The organism is Geodermatophilus sabuli, assembly GCF_010686765.1.
GTDB classification, from domain to species: Bacteria; Actinomycetota; Actinomycetes; order Mycobacteriales; family Geodermatophilaceae; genus Geodermatophilus; species Geodermatophilus sabuli_A.
The window spans coordinates 189,657-209,386 of the sequence record NZ_JAAGWF010000008.1 but is presented as its reverse complement, the minus strand read 5'-3'; the positions used below and the strand labels follow the sequence as shown (position 1 = coordinate 209,386).

Genomic DNA, 19,730 nt, shown 5'->3' with positions numbered 1-19,730 from the left:
GGGGCGGTGACGTGCTGGAACGGCCCCCTCGCAGGGCCCCGCCGCGAGCGTGCGAGTGGTGGGGGGCGAGGGGGTCCTTCATCCGTCGGCGTCGGCCACCGACTCCAGCAGGGCGTCGTACCAGGGCAGTGTCGGGTCGGTCTCCTCCGGCAGCGTGCCGGCGTCCCCCTCCACCGCCTCGCCGTCGACGACCACGACCAGCCGGTCGCCGGGCAGCACGTAGGTCAGCCGCTCGCGGGCCTCCCGCATGGTGAACGCGGGATCGGCCTGGCGCTCGAGCTCCGCGTGCAGGTCCTCGATCCGCTGGTCCAGGGCGGTGCCCTCGGCGGCCAGCCGGGTCAGCTCGGCGCGGCCGGCGAGGAACTGTCGGATCGGCCCGGCCAGCGTGAGCGCCAGCAGCAGCACCAGCCCACCCAGCAGCACCGCCCGGCCGGTGAACAGCGGCCGGCGCGGGCTGCCCGACGACGTCGCGCGGGGCGCGCGGCGGCCCGGACGGCGCTGCTCGGGGCGGCTGCCGGCGCCCGACCGGGTACCTGCGGGGACCGGACGGGACGCCGCGTGGGTCAGCGGCCGTCCGGTGGCGCGGCGCCGGGCGGGGGACGCGGCGGCCGAGCCGCCCCGACGAGGACGCGGGCCGCTCATCGGCCGGCCGAGCCGGTCACGCGGTGGACGCCGCGCCCAGCCGCGGGAAGGCGGCGGCGCCGGCGTAGCGCGCGGCGTCGTCGAGCTCCTCCTCGATGCGCAGCAGCTGGTTGTACTTCGCCACCCGCTCGCTGCGTGCCGGGGCACCGGTCTTGATCTGACCGCAGTCGGTCGCGACGGCGAGGTCGGCGATGGTGGTGTCCTCGGTCTCGCCCGACCGGTGGCTCATCATGCAGCGGTAGCCGCTGCGGTGCGCCAGGCTCACCGCGTCGAGCGTCTCGGTGAGCGTGCCGATCTGGTTGACCTTCACCAGCAGCCCGTTGGCCGCCTTGCGGGCGATCCCGTCGGCCAGCCGGGTCGGGTTGGTGACGAACAGGTCGTCGCCGACGATCTGCACGCGGTCGCCCAGGGCGGCGGTCAGGGCGATCCAGCCGTCCCAGTCCTCCTCGGAGAGCGGGTCCTCGATGGAGACGATCGGATAGGCGTCGACCAGGCCGCGGTAGTAGTCGATGAGGTACTCCGCCGACCGGGACTGCCCCTCGAAGTCGTAGCCGCCCCCGGTGTGGAACTCCGTGGCCGCCACGTCGAGCGCGAGCGCGATCTCGTCGCCCAGGCGGTAGCCGGCCTTGTCCACGGCCTCGGCGATGAGGTCGAGCGCGTCGCGGTTGCTGGGCAGGCTGGGGGCGAAGCCGCCCTCGTCACCCAGGCCGGTGGCCAGCCCGCGACCCTTCAGCACGGCCTTGAGCGCGTGGTAGGTCTCGGTGCCCATCGCCAGCGCCTCGGCGAAGGTGACCGCGCCGATCGGCGCGATCATGAACTCCTGGACGTCGACGTTGCTGTCGGCGTGGGCGCCGCCGTTGAGGATGTTCATCATCGGCACCGGCAGCACGTGCGCCGACGGACCACCGACGTAGCGGAACAGCCGCAGCCCGGCCGAGTCGGCGGCGGCCTTGGCGACCGCGAGGCTGACGCCCAGGATCGCGTTCGCGCCGAGCCGGGACTTGTCCGGCGTCCCGTCGAGGTCGATGAGCCGCTGGTCGATCAGCCGCTGGTCCTCGGCGTCGTAGCCGACCAGTTCGGGGCCGATGACGTCGAGGACCCCGTCGACGGCCTTGGTCACGCCCTTGCCGCCGTACCGCTCGCCGCCGTCGCGCAGCTCCACGGCCTCGAAGGCGCCGGTGGAGGCACCGCTGGGCACCGCGGCCCGGCTGATCGTCCCGTCGTCGAGGGCGACCTCGACCTCCACGGTGGGGTTCCCGCGCGAGTCGAGGATCTCCCGCGCGCCTACGGCGTCGATGCTGGCCACGGGGGCAGCCTAGCCAGCCCGTCGACGCCGGGCGCCGAGCCCCGCGGGGCTCAGCCCGGCCGGCGTTCCTCCGCAGCCGCGTCCAGCTCACCGGCGTAGCGGCGGACCGCCTCCCGCAGGGCGTCCTCGACGTCCCAGCCGCGCTGCGCGGCGCCGCTGACCACGGCCAGCAGCCGCTCGCCCAGCTCCTCGGGACTCCGGGCCGACAGCTCCGCGGGCTCCGGCACCGGCAGCCCGGCCCGACCGGCGCGCCGCACGAGCGCCGCGCCCCACGACGCCGCCGGCTGCGACCGGGAGACCCCCTCGGTCGGCGACCGGCGCTGCTTCTCCGCCTGCTTGATCTCGTCCCACCCGGCCTCGACGGCGGCGACGTCCCGCGGTCCGGCGTCGCCGAACACGTGCGGGTGCCGGCGGACCAGCTTGTCGACCAGTTCGCCGGCGACGTCGTCGACGTCGAACCGGTGTCCGGGCCCGGCCTCGGCGGCGACCCGGGCGTGGAACACCACCTGCAGGAGGACGTCCCCGAGCTCCTCCCGCATGGCCACCGGGTCGTCGTCGACGATCGCGTCGTAGGCCTCGTGCGCCTCCTCCAGGAGGTAACCGCGCAGCGAGGCGTGGGTCTGCTCGGCGTCCCAGGGGCAGCCGCCCGGCGAGCGGAGCCGGTCCATGACGGCGACCACGTCGAGCAGCCGCGCGCCGGCCGGGAGCGGGACGCCGTCGACGAGCTCGGCGGCGTCCACCGTCTCGCCGGCGACGAGGGCCACGACCTGCTCGGGGCGGTCCTCCGCCGCGGCGGCATCGGGCACGCCCTCGACCACCCAGCCCGCGGCCCGCAACGCCGCGGCGGTGCCCGCGGCGCCGGGCAGGGCGACCACCGGCCGCTGCGCGGACAGCGCCTGCCAGCCGGCGGGGCCGAGCACCCCGGGCAGGACGGGGCTGACGGTGACGGCGACCGCGACGGGCACGGGCGTCAGTTCCCGGTGGCCGCCGCGCCGGTGCCCCCACCGGCAGCCGCGGCGGCGTCGTCCTCGGCGTCGAGCAGGTCGACGACCCCGCCGTCGGCCGGGACGATCTCGCCCTCCTCGATCACGCCGAAGCGCGGGTTGACGGTGATGTCGAGCTCGGCCCGCACGTCGGCCACGAGCGCCTGCGCGGCGTCGTCGGCCTCGGCCTCGGCGGCGCCCTCGAGGTCGGGGCGGGCCTCCTCGAACGTGGGGACGACCGGCTCGCCGACGAAGACGACGAGCACGCCCTGCACGTCGGGCACGGTGACCGTGAAGGCGGAGTTCGGCGCGGCCCCGGCGACCTGGTCGGCGATCACCGACGGCACCTGGTCGGCGCCGCGCGCCTCCACCGAGGCGAGGGTGGTGGGGCCGGCGTACTGCGCGGCCAGCGCGGCATAGCTGTTCGGGTCGGCCTGCAGGCTCGCCACCGCGGCGTCGGCGGCGGCCTGGTCCGGCACGGTGATGTAGCCCAGCCGCTGCTGGGACAGCGACGCCACCGTCTCCTCGTAGTCGGCCCGGAGCTGCTCCTCGGTCAGCCCGCCGGCCAGCCCCTCGGCGACGGCGATGCGCTGGCGCACCAGCTGCTGCCGGACGGTCTCGAACACGTCGGCCCGGCCGACGCCCTGTGCGGCCGCCTGGGCGTAGAGCGCCTCGGGGTCCTGGTCGCCGAGCAGCTCGTCCAGCAACGCCTGGACGTCGCCGTCGTCGGGCGTGACGTCGTAGCGCTGCGCGGCCTGGACGTAGATCTCGGCCTGCACGAGCCGGGTGAGCACCAGCCGGGTGAACTCGCCCTCACGTCCCTCGGTGGCCGCGGCGAGGTCGGGGTTGCTGAGGCGTTCGTCGACCGCCGTCTCGAGCTCGGCCACGGTGACCCGCTCGTCGCCCACGTACGCCGCGACGTTCGGCGAGGTCCGGCAGCCGGTCACCCCGGCCAGCGCGACGAGGCCGACGGCCAGCGATCCGATCAGGCGACGGGTGTGCACGATCCCGAGCGTGCCACACCCCGCGTGACCCACGGCGCAGGCCGCGATCCATGGGTGTCCCCGTTCGACGGCACTCCCTCGTCGGAGGGACGCGTGTCGATGCGGACTCTTGCGAGCATCGCGCCGTGCTCCTGGTCACCGCCACCCCAGTGCGCCCGGGACCGCTCGACGCGGACGTCGCCCTCTGGCTGGTCGATCTCGCAGCAGACGACGACGCGCTCACCGCCGCCGAGGCTCGGCTGACCCCGGTCGAGGTGGCGAGGGCGCACCGGGGGACTCCCGCCGTGCACCGGCGTCGCGTGCTGCTCCGCGCCGCCCTCCGTTCGGCCCTCGGCTCGGAGCTGGGGATCCCTCCGGGGCAGGTGCCGATCGGTACGTCACCCGCCGGGCGTCCGCATCTCGCCGTCCGCGGCAGCCTGCTCGACGTGAGCTGCTCGGCCAGCGGCGCCGTCGGGGTCGTCGCCGTCGGCCGCGGCCGACGGGTGGGCGTCGACGTGGAGCTCGTGGCGCCGTGGTCGTCCGACGTGCTCGACGAGGGCTGGCTGAGCCCCGGCGAGCGACGCGCCCTCACCGGTCTGCCGGTCACTGCCCGCCCCCTGGCGGTCACGCGGTGCTGGACGCAGAAGGAGGCCGTGCTGAAGGCGACCGGGACCGGCCTGCGCGCGGACCCGGCGACCGTGGTGACCCCCGTCGGGCGGGCGACCGGCGCCGTGGCCGGTTGGGAGATCAGAGACGTGCAGGTCCCGGATGGATGGGTGGCCAGCCTCGCGGTCACTCCGGAGGAGGAGACCCCCCGATGACGCTCGCCCCAGCACCCCCGGGTGCCGACCGGCGCAGGCCCCAGCTCGCCGACTTCCGCGCCCGGTGCGAGGACGTGGCCGGTGTTCGGCTGGACGAGCCCGGTGCCCTGCACGACTTCTCCGTGCAGCACCCGGAGCGGTTCTGGCGCACGTGCCTGGACTGGGCGCAGTTGCCCTGGTCCGGCTCGGCCGACGTCGTCCTGACGAGTGGGGACGTGCAGAGCGCCCGCTTCTTCCCCGACGTCCGGCTCAACTACGCCGAGGCACTGCTGCGCCCGCTCCCCGGCGCCGGCGACGGAGCCCCGGCCGTGACCGCCGTGCACGCCGACCGGCCCGCCGAGCGACTCACCCGCGGTCAGCTGCGGGAACAGGTGGCCTTGGCCGCGGCCGCACTGGCCGGGATCGGGCTCACCGACCGCGACCGGCTGGTGCTGATCGCGCCGCACGGCGTTCCGGCGATGGTTGTCGCGCTGGCCGCAGCGGCTCTCGGCGCCGCCGTCTCCACCGCCGCCCCGGACATGGGTGCCCTGGCACTGCTCGGCCGGTTCGAGCAGGTGGAGCCCGCCGTCCTCGTCCTCGACCGGACCGCCATGGGCGAGGCCACCGTCTCCGCGCTGCTCGACGGACTGCCGACGGTCCGCCGGCTGGTCGTCCTCGACGACCTGCCGCTGCCCGAGGGCGACCCGACCGTCGACCGGCTGGCCGACCTCACGGCCGGAGCTGGCCCCTCGCCGGCGTGGGACCGGCGCCCCTTCGACCACCCACTGTTCGTGATGTTCTCCTCGGGCACCACCGGACCACCCAAGGCGATGGTGCACGGTGCCGGCGGCACGCTGCTCGAGCACGTCAAGGAACACCGCCTGCACGGCGACCTCGGCCCCGCCGACACGCTGTACTTCCACACCACCACCGCCTGGATGATGTGGAACTGGCAGCTCTCCGCCCTCGCGGTGGGCGCGCACGTGATCACCTACGACGGCCCGGTCGACGGGCCGCAGACCCTGTGGGAGCTGGCCGCCGGGCACGGCGTCACCGTGTTCGGCACCAGCCCGGCCTATCTGCAGCTGTGCCAGGACGACGGGTACCACCCGGCCGCGCACCTCGACCTGTCCCGGCTGCGGGCGGTGCTGTCCACCGGCGCGGTGCTGCACGACTGGCAGTACGACTGGGTCGCCGAGCACGTCGGCCCGGTGCCCCTGCAGTCGATCTCCGGCGGCACGGACATCATCGGCTGCTTCGTGCTCGGCTCGCCCGAGCGGCCGGTGCGCCGCGGCCGTTGCTCGGCGCCCAGCCTCGGCCTCGACGTCGCCGCGGTGGAAGAGGACGGCACCGAGGTGGTGGGCGCGGTCGGCGAGCTGGTCTGCCGCAATCCCTTCCCCTCGCGTCCGGTCGGGTTCCTGCGCGACCCCGACGGCAGCCGGTTCCACGCCTCCTACTTCGCCGCCCACCCGGGCATGTGGACCCACGGCGACCTCGTGGAGTTCGACGCCGACGGCTCGGCGAGGTTGCACGGCCGGTCTGACGGGGTCCTCAACGTGGACGGCGTCCGCATCGGACCCAGCGAGATCTACACCGCGCTGCGCGGCGTGCCGGGCATCGCCGACGCCATGGCCGTGGAGCAGCGCCATCCCGCCCGGCCCGGGGCGAGCCGGATCGTGCTGCTGGTCGTGCTCCGGGAGGGCGTGGTGCTCGATGCCGAACTGGCACGCACCATCCGTCGCACGCTTCGCGAGCAGGCTTCTCCGGCGCACGTGCCCGCGCTGGTGGCTGCCGTCCCCGAGCTGCCCCTCACCCACAACGGCAAGCGCTCCGAGCGGGCCGCCCGCGACGCGGTCAACGGCGACCCGGTGGCCAACGCCGCGGCCCTGCGCTCACCGGCCTGCCTGCAGGCGATCCGCGCGGCCGTGACGGCCGGTCCCGCGGCCACAGCGGACCAGGACGCCGACCCGCTGTTGCGGGCAGTCACCGGACTGTGGTCGGAGCTGCTCGGGACCGGCGAGGTCGGTCCGGACGACGACTTCGGCGACCTCGGCGGCTCCTCGCGACAGGTGCTGAGCCTGCTGCGCCGGGTCCGCCTGGACCTGGGCGCGGACGTGCCCGTGCAGGCCTTCGCCGCAGATCCCACTCCCCGCGGGCTGGCCCACGCCATCACGGCCGGGACTGCGGGCGATCCCGCCCCGCTGTTGCGCGCCGGCAGCGGCCGGCCCGTGTTCCTGCTGCCCGACGCCTGGGGTCAGCTCAACCTCTACGCGGGCATGGTCGAGCAGTTGGCCACCGACCGGCCGGTCCGCGGCCTGCGGTTGCGGCTGACCGGTCCCGACGGCGCGCACCTGCCGGTCGAGGAGGTCGCCGCCGAGGCGGCCGCCAGGCTGCGCGAGGTGCAGCCGGACGGGCCGTTCAGCCTGGCCGGCTACTCCTTCGGCGGCCTCGTCGCCCATGCCGCAGCACGGGCCCTCACCGCGGAGGGCCGAGAGGTCGCGTGGCTGGGGCTGCTCGACGTGCGACCACCCCGCGCCGCGCTCAGCGCCCGGGAGGTCGCCGCCCAGCGTCGCGCCGCTCGCCTCCGCACCCTGCTGTCCCGACGGGCGCTGGAGGCGGTGCGCCGCCGGCTGCGGCGCGGGAGCACCCTGGCGGGTCGTCCACCGGTGGGGCCGGTCGACCCGGAGCTGGCGTTCTTCACCGGGTCGGAGGCGGTCGGTGACTCCTACCGGCCGGGCCGGTTCGACGGACCGGTCACGTACTTCCTCGCGGAGGGCTCGCAGCGCCACGTGCGCGGCACTCTCGGCGCGTGGCGGCGGGTGACCCCGCGGCTGCGGGTGGTCGACGTCCCGGGTCATCACGGGGACCTGGACGACGAGCGGATCGGCATGCTCAGCGCACGGCACGTCGGCGTCCTGGCGGCACGCGTCTCGGCGACCCTCGCCTGAGCCCTCGGCGACCCTCGCCTGAGCCCGGGGGCAGGACGGCCGTTCCTGCCCCCGGGGCTCAGCTGGCGGCGGCGACGGGCTGCTCGAGCAGCGAGCTCAGCAGCGCGTGCAGGTTCTCCAGCAGGGCGACGTCGCGCAGCGGTGTCCGGCGGTCGGGCCCGACCGGGACCTTGAGCGACACGGTGCCTGCGGCGGCCTTGTAGCTCGCACCGTCGGCGAGCCGGGCCAGCCGCATCTGCTTGGACTCGGGCAGCACGACCGGGCTGATCCGGATCGCCCGGCCCTGCATCGACACCTCGGTGACCCCGAAGCGGCGCACCGCGGCCCGGAACCGCGCCACCGCCAGCAGGTTCAGCACCGGGGCCGGCGGGGCGCCGTAGCGGTCGGTCAGCTCGTCGAGGACTGCCTGCGCCTGCTCGTCGCTCTGCACCGAGGCCACCTTGCGGTAGGCCTCCATCCGCAGCCGCTCGCCGGGGACGTAGTCGTGCGGCAGGTGCGCGTCGACGGGCAGGTCGACCCGGACGTCGGCCGGCTCGGCCGGGACGTCCTCGCCGGACAGCTGCGCCCGGTAGTCGGTGACCGCCTCGCCGACCAGCCGGACGTAGAGGTCGAAGCCGACGCCGGCGATGTGGCCGGACTGCTCGCCGCCGAGCAGGTTGCCCGAGCCGCGGATCTCCAGGTCCTTCATCGCCACGGCCATGCCGGCACCGAGGTCGGTGTTGTGCGCGATCGTGGTCAGCCGGTCCACCGAGGTCTCGGTCAGCGGGCGGGACGGGTCGTAGGTGAAGTACGCGTACGCCCGCTCCCGGCCCCGGCCCACCCGGCCGCGGATCTGGTGCAGCTGCGAGAGGCCGAAGGTGTCGGCGCGGTCGACGATCAGGGTGTTGGCGTTGGGGATGTCCAGACCCGACTCGACGATCGTGGTCGCGACCAGGACGTCGTACTCCTTCTCCCAGAAGCCGACCATGATCCGCTCGAGCTCGTGCTCCTTCATCTGCCCGTGGCCGACCGCCACGCGGGCCTCGGGCACCAGGTTGCGGATCTTGGCCGCGGCCTTGTCGATCGACTGCACCCGGTTGTGGATGACGAACACCTGCCCGTCGCGCAGCAGCTCGCGGCGGATGGCGGCGGCCATCTGCTTGTCGTCCCAGGCGCCGACGTAGGTCAGCACCGGGTGCCGCTCCTCCGGCGGGGTCAGGATCGTCGACATCTCCCGGATGCCGGTGAGGCTCATCTCCAGGGTGCGCGGGATCGGGGTGGCCGACATCGACAGCACGTCGACCGCCGTCCGCATTGTCTTGAGGTACTCCTTGTGCTCGACGCCGAAGCGCTGCTCCTCGTCGACGATCACCAGGCCCAGTTCCTTGAACCGGGTCGTCGGCTGCAGCAGCCGGTGGGTGCCGACCAGGACGTCGATCTCACCGGCGGCCAGCCTGCGCAGCGTCTCGTCGGACTCCGCCTTCGACTGGAAGCGGGAGAGCACGGCGACGGTCACCGGGAACTGGGCGAACCGTTCCGAGAACGTCGTGAAGTGCTGGCTGGCCAGCAGCGTCGTCGGCACGAGGACGGCGACCTGCTTGCCGTCCTGCACCGCCTTGAACGCCGCCCGGACGGCGATCTCGGTCTTGCCGTAGCCGACGTCGCCGCAGATGATCCGGTCCATCGGCACCGGCTGCTGCATGTCGGTCTTGACCTCGTCGATGGCCGCGAGCTGGTCGGGCGTCTCCTGGAACGGGAAAGCGTCCTCGAGCTCGCGCTGCCAGACGGTGTCCGGGCCGAACGCGTGCCCCTGGGTGGCCATCCGCGCCGAGTAGAGCCGGATCAGCTCCGCGGCGATCTGCTTGACCGCCTTGCGGGCCTGGCCCTTGGTCTTCTGCCAGTCGGCACCGCCGAGCTTGGACAGCGCGGGGGCCTCGCCGCCGACGTAGCGGGTCAGCTGGTCGAGGGCGTCGGTGGGCATGAACAGCCGGTCCGGCGGCTGGTTCCGCTTCGAGGGCGCGTACTCGAGGATCAGGTAGTCGCGCTGGCCGCCGTTGACCGTGCGGCTGACCATCTCGACGTAGCGGCCGATGCCGTGGTGCTCGTGGACGACGAGGTCGCCGGGCTGCAACTGGACCAGGTCGACGGCGTTGCGCCGGCGGGCGGGCATCTTCACCGCATCGCGCATGGTCGTGCCGCGGGAGCCGGTCAGGTCGTGCTCGGTGAGCAGCGCCAGGCCCACGCCGGGGAAGGCGAACCCTGCCTCGAGGTTGCCCTGCGTGACGTGGGTCAGCCGCGGCTCGGGGGCGGTGCCGATGTCGGGCACCAGCCGGGCACCCAGGTCGGCCTCGGTGAACTGGTCGGCGGCGCGCTGGGCCGGCCCGGGGCCGGCGAAGGTGACCACGACCCGCCAGTCGTCCCGCTGCCAGTCCCGGATCGCCTCGATCGCGCGGGGGACGTCGCCGGAGAACCGGTCGACGGTGGTCGCGTCGAGGGTGACGTGCTCGTCGTCGTCCTCGGTCGCCAGCGTGAAGGCGCCGGTGGTCCACCACGGCAGGCCGCGGATCCGGGCCGCCGTCTCCACCTCGGCGAGGTCCCGGAAGGACGACGCCCCGAGGTCGATCGGCGCCTGACCGGCCTCGGCCGCCGTCGACCAGGAGGCCGCGAGGAACTCCTCGGCGGTGCGCACCAGGTCGGCCGAGCGCGTGCGGACCCGCTCGGGGTCGCAGACGAGGACGTGGGTGCCGCGGGCGACCAGGTCGGTCAGCAGCTGCATCTCGCCGGAGACGAGCGCCGGGATCAGCGACTCCATGCCCTCGACCGCGATGCCCTCCGCGAGCTTGCCGAGGACCTCCGTCAGCTCCGGGTGCTCGACGGCCAGGGCGGCGGCGCGCTCGCGCACCTCCGGCGAGAGCAGCAGCTCGCGGCAGGGCGGGGCCCACAGCCGCTCGGGCCGCTCGTCCAGGGAGCGCTGGTCGGCGGCGGAGAACCAGCGCAGCTCGTCGACCTCGTCGCCCCAGAACTCCACGCGGACCGGGTGCGGCTCGGTCGGCGGGAAGACGTCGAGCAGGCCACCGCGGACGGCGAACTCACCGCGCTTCTCGACCAGCTCGACCCGGGTGTAGGCGGCGTCGACCAGGGCGCGGGCGACGTCGTCCAGGTCGGCGGTGTCGCCCGGCGCCAGCTCGACGGGGGCCAGGTCGCCGAGGCCGGGGGCGAGCGGCTGGAGCACGCTGCGCACCGGGGCCACGAGCACGTCGATGGGGCCGTTCGGGCCCGGGTGGGTCAGGTCGCGCAGCACGGCGAGCCGGCGTCCGACGGTGTCCGCGCGGGGGGAGAGGCGCTCGTGCGGCAGCGTCTCCCAGGCGGGGAAGGTCTCCACCCGCCGTCCGGGGACGAAGCACCGCAGCTGGTCGGCGACCTGGTCGGCGTCCCGCTCGCCGGCGGTGACCACCAGGACGGGCACGCCGGCACCCGGCTGCTGCGCCGCGAGCGCCGCGGCGACCAGGGGTTGCACGGAGGGCGGGGCGGTGACCGCCAGCTGCGCGTTGCCGGCCGCGGCGACCACCCGGGCCATGCCTGGGTCGGTGAGGACGACGTCGAGCACGCCGCGCAGGGTCACGGAAGTACCACTCCTGAGGATCCACGGGGCCACGACGCGCCGCCGACTGCGGCGCGGGCCCGGGACCAGGCTAGTCGCCGCGGAGGACGACCGCCGCCGGTCTCAGGGCCGCCGGATGCGGACGTGGTGACGGACCAGCTTCGCCACCAGGTGCACCGCGGTGTCCCCCGGGGCGACGTAGCTGCGCGGGATCGTGAAGCGGTTACGCGGCGAGTAGTCGCCGGTGACGCATGCGTGGTCGTACCCGGCGGCCCGAGCGGCCTCCGCCGCCGCTGCGTCGAAGGCGCCCCACGGGTAGCAGAAGCCGGACACCTCGCGCTGGAGCACCTCCTCCAGGACGTGCTTGCTGTCGGCCACCTCGTGGCGGAGCACCCCGGGATCGGCGCCGGCCAGGCGCATGTGGGTCAGGCCGTGACTGCCGACCTCGTGACCGGCCGCGGCCACCGCGCGCACCTGGTCGGCGTCGACGAGGTCCAGCCGCGGCCCGGTGTCCCATGCGTTGTGCCCGCCGAGCCGGCCGGCGACGACGTAGAGGGTCCCGGTCATCCCGTGGCGGTCGAGCACGGGCGCGGCATACCGGAGGAAGTCGGCGTAGCCGTCGTCGAAGGTGAGGCCCACGAGCCCCGTGGCGGCCGCACCGTCCTGGGCGGCCACGAGCTCGGCCAGCGGGACCCCGCGCAGGCCCAACTGGCGGAGCAGCCGCAGGTGCCTGTCCAGGCGTTCCGGCGAGACCCGCACACGGTGCGGGTCGGGCTGCCGGGAGGGGCTGATCGAGTGGTACATGAGCACGGGCGGGATGCGCAGCCCCCGGTCGGCGACCTCGGCTTCTGCGGTCGCCCCGGCCGGGACGCTCACCGGCGGACCCCTCCGACGCACCGGTGTCCGCGTGCGTCGGCGGTCCGGCCCAGGTCGCGGCGGACGTGGCCGTGACCACCCGGTCGGTGGCCGGCGACTCGAGTCATGGGAGTTCTCCTGTGGCGGGGCGACTGACGATGCCGCAACCCAGTGCACCAGAAGGACTCCGGACAGTCATCACCCGACCGGGGCAACCCTCGTTGTGCCGTGGCCGCACCCTGCGGAGGTCTCGGAGCTCGGCTGAGCGGTTCCGGCCGGCGCGGCGGTCAGGAAGGCGAGCAGCGCCGCGACGTCGGCGTCGATCCGCGCCAGCACGCGGCCGAAGACCTCGTCAGAGCGCCGGTAGGGGTCTTCGACGTCATCGTCACGGGGGCCGGTGCGGAGGGCGCGCAGCCGGGGTGCCGCGGCGATGAGGGCGACCAGCCGGTCGACCGGCCGCACCTGGCCGGGCAGCTCTCCTGCCAGCGAGGCGAGCTCCGCGAACTCGTGCAGTGTGAAGGCCCGCCGGACGGCCGAGGGCGCTCGGGTCACCACTGCGGACCGCTGGGCCGTGGTCATGGTGAGCACCACCCCGGCCGAGCGCAGCACCGGCGGCTGCAGCTGCCGAGCGACGAAGCCGGCCGGCTGGACGCCACGCTCGGCGAGCAGCCGGGCCATCGGCGCGGCGACGGGCTCACCCGCCCGGGCGGCCAGTCCGGCGCTCGCCACGGCGATCCCCGCGTCCTCCCCCAGCCCGGCACGCAGGAGCAGCTCCGCGGCCGGCGACCGGCAGATGTTCCCGGTGCAGACGACCAGGAGGGGCACGGGCGGCTCCACCGGACCCACCGGCCCGCTCATCCGACCGGCTGGCGACCGGAGGGATCGGGGACGGCCGGCAGCTCGCCGGCCGCTGGTTCCGCGTCGGACCCGGCGTACGCATAGGAGTAGGGCTCCTCGTCACGGCGGACCTGGTTGAGGACCACCCCGAGGACACGCGCGGAGACCTGGGACAGGTCCCCCAGCCCCTGCGTCAGCTGGCGGCGGCGGACCCGGCGCGTGTTGGCCACCATGACCATGCCGTCGACGACCCCGGACAGCACGCTGGCGTCGGCCACCGGGAGCACGGGAGTCGTGTCGAGGACCACGTAGTCGTAGCGGCTCCGCAGATCGGCGACCACGGCGCGCATCACCGGAGAGTTCAGCAGCTCGGCCGGGTTGGGCGGCACTGCACCCGACGGCAGCACCCGCAGCCCGGCGGAGCCCCACTCCTGCACGACGTCGTCGATGTCGGCCTGCCCGACCAGCACGGTGGTCAGGCCGACGCCGCCCTCGACACCGAGGACGCCGGCGACCGTCGGGCGGCGCAGATCGGCGTCCACGAGCAGGACCCGGGCACCGGTCTCGGCCAGTGCCGTCGCCAGGTTGGCCGAGACGGTCGACTTGCCCTCGCCCGACAGCGAGGACGTCACGGCGAGGACGTGCGCACCGCGTGCCTCGGGGGCGGAGCGGTCGTCGGCGACGCGGAGGAACTCCAGGTTGGTCCGCAGCCGGCGGAAGCTCTCCGCTGCCGGGCTGTGCGGCGCGGTGGCCACCACGACACGGCCGTTGCCCGCCGGCCAGGCGGGCACGGTGCCGAGGACCGGGAGGTCGGTCAGCTCCGCCAGCACCTCCGCGTCGCGGACGCGGTTGTCGAGGGCTTCTCGCAGCCAGGCCAGGGCGAGCCCGGCGAGCAGACCCAGGACCAGTCCAGCGGCCACGACCAGGGGCACGTTCGGGAACGCGGGCCCGGCGGGCACCTCCGCTGGCGCGACGATGGTGGTCCGGACGGTCGGGTCGCCTGCCTCGTCCTCGGGGGCTATGCGCTCGACGACGTCGGACAGGGAGGCGGTCACCGCGTTGGCGAGTGCGGCGCTGCGCTCGGCGGAGCCGTCGGTCACCGTGACCTCGACGATCACCGTGCTCGTCGGCACGGTGGCGGACACCTGGCCGGCCAGCTGAGCCGGGCTCTCGGGCAGGCCCAGCTCGTCGATGACCGGCTGGAGGACCTCCGGGGTCGTCGCCAGCTGGGCGAAGGACTGGACCTGGTTCTGGGCGTAGGTCGAGCCCTGCACCAGGTCCGAGGCCGTGCTGCCCGACACCAGGGAGAAGAAGACGCCGGCAGTGGCCCGGTAGGTGACCGGTGCCGTCCAGGCGTACGCCAGGCCGCCGATCAGGCCGGCCAGGGTCAGGGCGAGGACTGCGGTCCACCGCCGGCGCAACACCTGCAACGGCCCTCGGGGGTTCACGACTGGCACTCCTCGTCTGTGCACGTGCGCGCACCAGGGACTGCCGCGCGCCGGCCACGTCGGCCCGTCCGGTCGGCTGCCGACCGGGCTCCTTGCCAGGAGTGTGCTGCTCGAGACGGGCCGGGGACGGCGCAACAGGGTGCGGTACCACCCCATGGGGTCACGTCCCGGCCCAGATCCGCGCCGAGCCGGCCGATCGGCCCGGTCGGTGGTCCACGATGGCCGCCGAACGCCGAGGGAGCTGACGTGGAACTGAGTGACTACGCACGGGCGATCGCCGGCCGATGGGTCTGGGTGGTCGTCGGTGGCGCCGTCGGCGTGCTCCTCGCGGCCGCGGTCGGCATGCACACCCCGGCCACCTACGGAGCACGGGTGGCGCTGTACGTGGACGCCGCGGTCATCAGCGACGAGCAGGACCCCTCCTCCGCCGCGCAGGTGCGGACGGCGGTCCTGCCGTCGGTGGCCGAGCTGGCCACGTCCTCGTCGGTGCTCGCCCGCGTGGCGAGCACGCTGGAGCTGGACGACTCCGCCGGCGCGCTCGCGGCCGGCCTCGACGTCGCCGTCGAGAGGGAGATGAGCGTCCTGCACGTCGCGGCCACCCGGCCCACACCGGCCGAGGCATCCGCCGTCGCCCGAGCCGTCGGCGCGGAGGTCCAGCGGCGGGCCGTCGAGCTGCTCCCCGGGACCGACGGCCCGCAGCTCCGCGTCACCCTCGTGCAGGACGCGGCCGAGCCCGTCCCGACGTCCCGCCCGGCCACCGTCCTCGCCGTGCTCGGTGGGGTGGCGGGGGCCGGCGGGGCCGCTCTCGCTGCCGGCCTGGCCGAGCTGGCCCGCCCGCGCGTCCGGGGGCGCGGCGACGTGGCTCGCCGCACGGCCGCACCCGTCCTCGGCCTGCTGCCCGCGGCCGGCCCCGCCCGGGGACGCCGTCCTCGCTGGTGGCGGCTCCGGTCCCGTGACCTGCCCTGCCGCGAGGAGGAACTCGCACGGCTGCGGTGGGCTCTGCGCTGCACCGCCGGGGACCGGGATGGACGACGCGTCGCGCTCGTCGGCGCGGCCTCCGACACCGCACCCCTGGCTGCCGAGCTCGCCGCCCCCGGGCTGGACGTCGTCCCGGTCGGCTCGCCACGTGCCCTGCCCGAGGACGGACGGTTCGACGGCGCGGTCGTCGTCGCCGACGGGCGGGTCACCACGGTCGCCGACCTGGAGGCCACGCTCGGGGACGTCCAGGCCCGCGGGATCCCGGTCACCGGCGTGGTGATCGACGGTCTGCTGTCGCAGGCCGGCGTCCGGGCCGGCATCCGGGCCGGCATGCGCGGGGACGCCCACTGGGCGCTCGACGGTCGACACGGGACCGTCGGGACCGCGGTCCCCGCTGCCGCCGTCCGCCGCACGTCCGTGCCCGCCGACGTCGCGACGACCCAGGTCGTCGCGGGGCTGGCCGTCGCCATGGTCGGCTTCACCCGCCCCCTGCCGATGGGCCTCTCGGCGGGGCTGCTCGCCGCGGCCGCGCTCCTGCCGGTGTGGCTGCCCACCGTCCGCCGGTACCGGGGCACGACGCCGCTGCTGGCCCTGGCCGTCGTCGGGCTGGTGTCGGGGGCCCTGCTGGCCGGGTGGTACTCCGCCGACCACGCGTTCGCGCCGTACGAGGCCGCCGCGCGCGCCTCGGCGGTCCTCGGCGCGGTGGGCGGGGTCGGCGTGCTGCTCTGGGCGCGCGGAGTGCTGCCGGTCCCCGTGCTGGGCACCGCCTTCGGCCTGGGCATGCTGTTCAGCGGGCTCGCGGAGGCGCCGACCAGCGACAACCTCTGGAAGTTCCAGCTGTCCGCACCGCTGATGGTGATCGCGCTGGCCCTCGCCGCCCGCGCGGGCCGGCCGGCCCTCACCCTCGCCGTCCTGGCCGTCCTCGGGCTGGTGAACGTCACCAACGACGCCCGCAGCGCCTTCGGCTTCTGCGCGGTGGCCGCCGTCCTCGTCCTCTGGCAGCAGCGACGCGTCACGGACCGTCCGGCGCACCGGGGAAGGCGGTGGCTCGCCCTGCCCGTGATCGGCGGGCTCGTCGCCGGGGGGTACTGGCTGCTCACCGACCTCATGCTCGCCGGGGCGCTGGGCGCCGAGATCCAGCAGCGGACGGTCACCCAGATCGCGCAGTCCGGGTCGTTGCTGCTCGGCGGCCGCCCGGAGTGGACGGCGACCTGGGCACTCGCGCACAGTCACCCGTTCGGCTTCGGGCTGGGGACCGTGCCCGACGACCAGGACCTGCTCATCGCCAAGGCCGGCATCGCGGTCACCAACATCCCCACCGCCGCGGGCTACGTCGAGACGTACATGCTCGCCGGCGGGGTGCACCTGCACTCGATCGCCGCTGACCTCTGGGCGTCCCTGGGCCCGGCAGGCGTGCTGCTCGGACTCACCGCGGGGGTGCTCGTGCTGCTCGGGATCGCCGACCAGCTCGGTCGCCGGCAGGCCTCCGGCCTCGCGTGCCTCCTGGTACCGACAGCGCTGTGGGGACTGCTCTTCGGGCCGATGGAGAGCAACGTGGACACCCTCACGCTGGCACTCGGTCTCCTCCTGCTGGCCCGTCCGCCCCGGGCACGCACCGCGCAGGTCGCCCCGACCGGTGCGGCGGCGTCCCCCGGCCCGGCCGGTGCGCCGCGGCGCCCGCTGGTGCCCACGTCGCCCGGCGCCGTCCCGGCGCCCGCAGGGTCAAGGTCTCGCCGCGGACGGTCGATGGAGCCGGGAGACCCACCAGGACCGGAGGAGTGCACGTGAGGGCGGACGACGTCGATCCCAGCACGGTCGTCGCCGTGCTCACCTACCGACGCACCGCGTGGCTGCCGGCGCTGCTCGACGAGCTCGAGGAGCAGGCCTCCGCCCTGTCGCCCCCTGCCGAGGTGCTGGTGATCGACAACGACCCGGCCGGGAGCGCCGCGGACGTGGTGTCCAGCCGCGCCGGCCACCACGTCCGCTACGTCCACGAACCGGTCCCGGGGATCTCCGCGGCGCGCAACCGGGCGCTCGGAGAAGCCGGCCGGGCAGATCTGCTGGTGTTCCTGGACGACGACGAACTGCCGTCCCCGGGCTGGCTGACCCACCTGGTCGGCACCTGGCAGGTGTCCGGGGCCGCAGCGGTGGCGGGGCCGGTCCCGGCCCGCCTGCTCGGGCCGGCGGACCCGTGGGTCGCTGCCTCGGGCACCTTCGACCGGGCGCGCCACCCCACGGGCACGGCCATGCCCGAGGCTGCCAGCGGCAACCTCCTGCTCGACCTGGCCCAGGTGCGCGCCCTGGGGCTGCGCTTCCACGAGGGGTTCGGCCTGACGGGGGGCGAGGACACCCTCTTCACCCGGGAACTGGTCGCGCGCGGCGGGGAGATCCGCTGGTGCGACGAGGCGGAGGCGGTGGAGTCCATCCCGGTGGAGCGGCTGACCCGCGACTGGGTCATCGCCCGCAACTACCGCTGCGGCAGCTCCTGGAGCAGGGTGGAGCTGCACCTCACCCGCGGCGCCGTGCGACGGGCCCGGTTGCGTGCCGTCCTCACGGCCCGGGCGGTCGCCAACACCGCGATCGCGTCGGTCCAGCTCCTCGGCGCGCTGGTGCGCGGCGACCTCGCCGGCCGGGCGCGGAGCGTCTGCACGCTGGTGAGCTACGCCGGCCTGCTCGTCGGCGCCTTCGGGGTCGCCCACGAGGAGTACGCCCGAACGCCGACCCGGCTCGACGCCACGCCGGCCCCGACGACCGGCGCTTCGACCGGACCCGGCCGTGTCGCGGCCGGCTGAGGGCGGCGGGCCGTTGCACACCGCGGAGCCGCTGCTCGGTCCCGGTGCACCCGCCCCGGAGCTCTCCGTCGACGTCCCGGTCCCCTCGAGCACCGGTGACGACGGGCTGAGCGGAGCCACGGCCCGAGGGGCCGGACTCACCCTGGCCGGTCAGGCGGCGCGCATCCTCGTGCAGTTCGCCTCGGTCGTCGTCCTGGCCCGGATGCTCAGCCCGCGGGACTACGGCCTGCTCGCCATCGGTCTGGTCGTGGTCGGCATCGGAGAGGTGTTCCGGGACCTCGGCCTCTCGACCGCCGCCCTCCGGGTCCCGGCGCTGTCCCGGCGGCAGCGGGACGGGCTCTTCTGGCTGAACACCGCGGCCGGCCTGGTCGTCGCCGCAGCCGCCGTGTGCACGGCCGCCCCGATCGCCACCGCCTTCTCCGAGCCCGAGCTCGAGCCCGTCATCCGTGCGCTGGCGGGCACCTTCGTGCTGAACGGGCTGGCGGCCCAGTACCGGGCGGGGCTCAGCCGGCAGCTGCGGTTCGGCGCCGTGGCCGCAGCCGACGTCGCCGCCCAGCTGGTCTCCTTCGCCGTGGCGGTGACCGCCGCCGGCATGGGCGCCGCGTACTGGGCGCTGGTCGTCCAGCAGCTGACACAGGCCGCGATCGGACTGGTCCTGGTGGTCGCGCTGGCGAGGTGGCTGCCGGGACGGCCACGGCGCGGAGCAGGCCTGCGCCCGCTCCTCCGCTTCGGTTCCGGGGTGACCGGCACGCAGGTCGTCTACTACCTGGGCAGCAACCTCGACAACCTCAGCCTCGGTCTGTGGGCCGGTCCGGCGGCGCTGGGCGTCTACAACCGCGGCTACCAGCTGCTCATGACCCCGCTGAACCAGCTGCGCTCGCCGGGCACCACGCTGGCCGTCCCGGTGCTGTCCCGCCTCGAGCGGGAGCCGCTCCGGTTCGACGAGTACCTGGTACGGGGCCAGCTGGCCCTGGGTTACACGCTGGTCACCGGCCTCGCCCTCGTTGCCGGCGCCGCGGGCCCGGTCGTGGACCTGGTCCTCGGTGACCGGTGGCACGCGGTGGCCCCCGTGCTGGCGTTGCTGGCCGTGGCCGGCAGCGCGCAGACACTCGCCTACGTGGGCCTGTGGGTCTACCTGACCCGGGGGCTGTCTGCCGCCCTGCTGCGCTACCACCTGGTGACCCTCGTGCTGTCGGCGGGCTGCATCGCCGCGGGCAGTCCCTTCGGCGTGCTGGGCGTGGCCGCCGGCTACGCGGCGGCTGCCCTGCTGGAGTGGCCGCTGTCGCTGTGGTGGCTGTCCCGGGTGACGGAGGTCCCGCTCCGGGCCCTGCAGCTGGGGGCGGCGCGGATCACCGCGTGCGCCGCGGCTGCCGGAGGGGCGTGCCACGCGGTCACCCAACTGGCCGGCGGATGGCCGTCGGTCGCCCGGATCGTCGCCGGCGGGCTGGCCGGGCTCGCGGTGTACGGCCTGGCCGCCGCACTGCCCGCGGTCCGGCACGACCTGTGCGGTGTGCTCGCCCTGGGCGGGCGGATGGTCGCCCGCGGTCGATGAGCCACGACCGGTCGGCGCGCGGCGCC

General features: G+C 75.3%; 13 protein-coding genes. 5 read left to right on the top strand and 8 right to left on the bottom strand.

Going from position 1 to position 19,730, the window contains the following annotated elements:
* Nucleotides 1-78: 78 nt before the first annotated feature.
* The 4 genes from GCU56_RS07835 to GCU56_RS07820 are packed head-to-tail and all read right to left on the bottom strand — an operon-like array spanning nt 79 to nt 3,935.
* Nucleotides 79-642 carry an FtsB family cell division protein gene (locus GCU56_RS07835; protein WP_163480953.1) on the bottom strand — a complete coding sequence of 188 codons (564 nt, stop codon included), beginning with the start codon at nt 640-642 and terminating at the stop codon, nt 79-81.
* A 16-nt stretch (nt 643-658) separates the two neighbouring features.
* Entirely contained in the window at nt 659-1,948 is a 1,290-nt protein-coding gene (gene eno / locus GCU56_RS07830) for a phosphopyruvate hydratase (protein WP_163480952.1), read from the bottom strand.
* A 50-nt stretch (nt 1,949-1,998) separates the two neighbouring features.
* On the bottom strand, nt 1,999-2,913 hold the full coding sequence (locus GCU56_RS07825; RefSeq protein ID WP_163480951.1) for a MazG family protein: 915 nt from the start codon (nt 2,911-2,913) through the stop codon (nt 1,999-2,001).
* 5 nt (nt 2,914-2,918) lie between these two features.
* Nucleotides 2,919-3,935: a peptidyl-prolyl cis-trans isomerase gene (locus tag GCU56_RS07820; RefSeq protein WP_163480950.1), complete on the bottom strand. Its 1,017-nt coding sequence runs from the start codon at nt 3,933-3,935 to the stop codon at nt 2,919-2,921.
* Between the two features lie 125 nt (nt 3,936-4,060).
* Here GCU56_RS07820 and GCU56_RS07815 point away from each other — a divergent pair, with 125 nt between their 5' ends.
* Together GCU56_RS07815 and GCU56_RS07810 are read left to right on the top strand one after the other, a co-directional pair.
* On the top strand, nt 4,061-4,735 hold the full coding sequence (locus tag GCU56_RS07815; protein ID WP_163480949.1) for a 4'-phosphopantetheinyl transferase superfamily protein: 675 nt from the start codon (nt 4,061-4,063) through the stop codon (nt 4,733-4,735).
* A complete protein-coding gene (locus GCU56_RS07810) occupies nt 4,732-7,662 on the top strand; it encodes an acetoacetate--CoA ligase (RefSeq protein ID WP_163480948.1) in 2,931 nt (976 codons plus the stop codon). Before GCU56_RS07815 ends, GCU56_RS07810 begins: the two co-directional genes overlap by 4 nt.
* Before the next feature lie 58 nt (nt 7,663-7,720).
* Here GCU56_RS07810 and mfd read toward each other — a convergent pair whose 3' ends face one another.
* From mfd to GCU56_RS07790, 4 genes are all read right to left on the bottom strand, one after another.
* Nucleotides 7,721-11,263 (bottom strand): transcription-repair coupling factor, encoded by a 3,543-nt coding sequence (gene mfd, locus GCU56_RS07805; RefSeq protein ID WP_345771715.1) that lies wholly within the window; start codon nt 11,261-11,263, stop codon nt 7,721-7,723.
* Between the two features lie 102 nt (nt 11,264-11,365).
* The gene (locus GCU56_RS07800; protein ID WP_204331652.1) at nt 11,366-12,118 is read right to left on the bottom strand and encodes a polysaccharide deacetylase family protein; all 753 of its coding nucleotides are present in this window, start codon (nt 12,116-12,118) and stop codon (nt 11,366-11,368) included.
* A gap of 177 nt (nt 12,119-12,295) precedes the next feature.
* Nucleotides 12,296-12,922 (bottom strand): arsenate reductase/protein-tyrosine-phosphatase family protein, encoded by a 627-nt coding sequence (locus GCU56_RS07795; RefSeq protein WP_204331651.1) that lies wholly within the window; start codon nt 12,920-12,922, stop codon nt 12,296-12,298.
* Nucleotides 12,923-12,951: 29 nt separating this feature from the next.
* Complete coding sequence (locus tag GCU56_RS07790) at nt 12,952-14,382, bottom strand: polysaccharide biosynthesis tyrosine autokinase (RefSeq protein WP_163480946.1); 1,431 nt, start codon at nt 14,380-14,382, stop codon at nt 12,952-12,954.
* A 246-nt stretch (nt 14,383-14,628) separates the two neighbouring features.
* Here GCU56_RS07790 and GCU56_RS23845 point away from each other — a divergent pair, with 246 nt between their 5' ends.
* The 3 genes from GCU56_RS23845 to GCU56_RS07775 are packed head-to-tail and all read left to right on the top strand — an operon-like array spanning nt 14,629 to nt 19,704.
* Nucleotides 14,629-17,148 carry a hypothetical protein gene (locus GCU56_RS23845; RefSeq protein ID WP_163480945.1) on the top strand — a complete coding sequence of 840 codons (2,520 nt, stop codon included), beginning with the start codon at nt 14,629-14,631 and terminating at the stop codon, nt 17,146-17,148.
* Nucleotides 17,145-18,152, top strand: coding sequence for a glycosyltransferase (locus GCU56_RS07780; protein ID WP_163480944.1), 1,008 nt, complete (start codon nt 17,145-17,147; stop codon nt 18,150-18,152). The genes GCU56_RS23845 and GCU56_RS07780 overlap by 4 nt, the downstream gene beginning before the upstream one ends.
* Nucleotides 18,136-19,704: an oligosaccharide flippase family protein gene (locus GCU56_RS07775; protein WP_204331650.1), complete on the top strand. Its 1,569-nt coding sequence runs from the start codon at nt 18,136-18,138 to the stop codon at nt 19,702-19,704. Before GCU56_RS07780 ends, GCU56_RS07775 begins: the two co-directional genes overlap by 17 nt.
* The last annotated feature ends 26 nt before the right edge of the window (nt 19,705-19,730 follow it).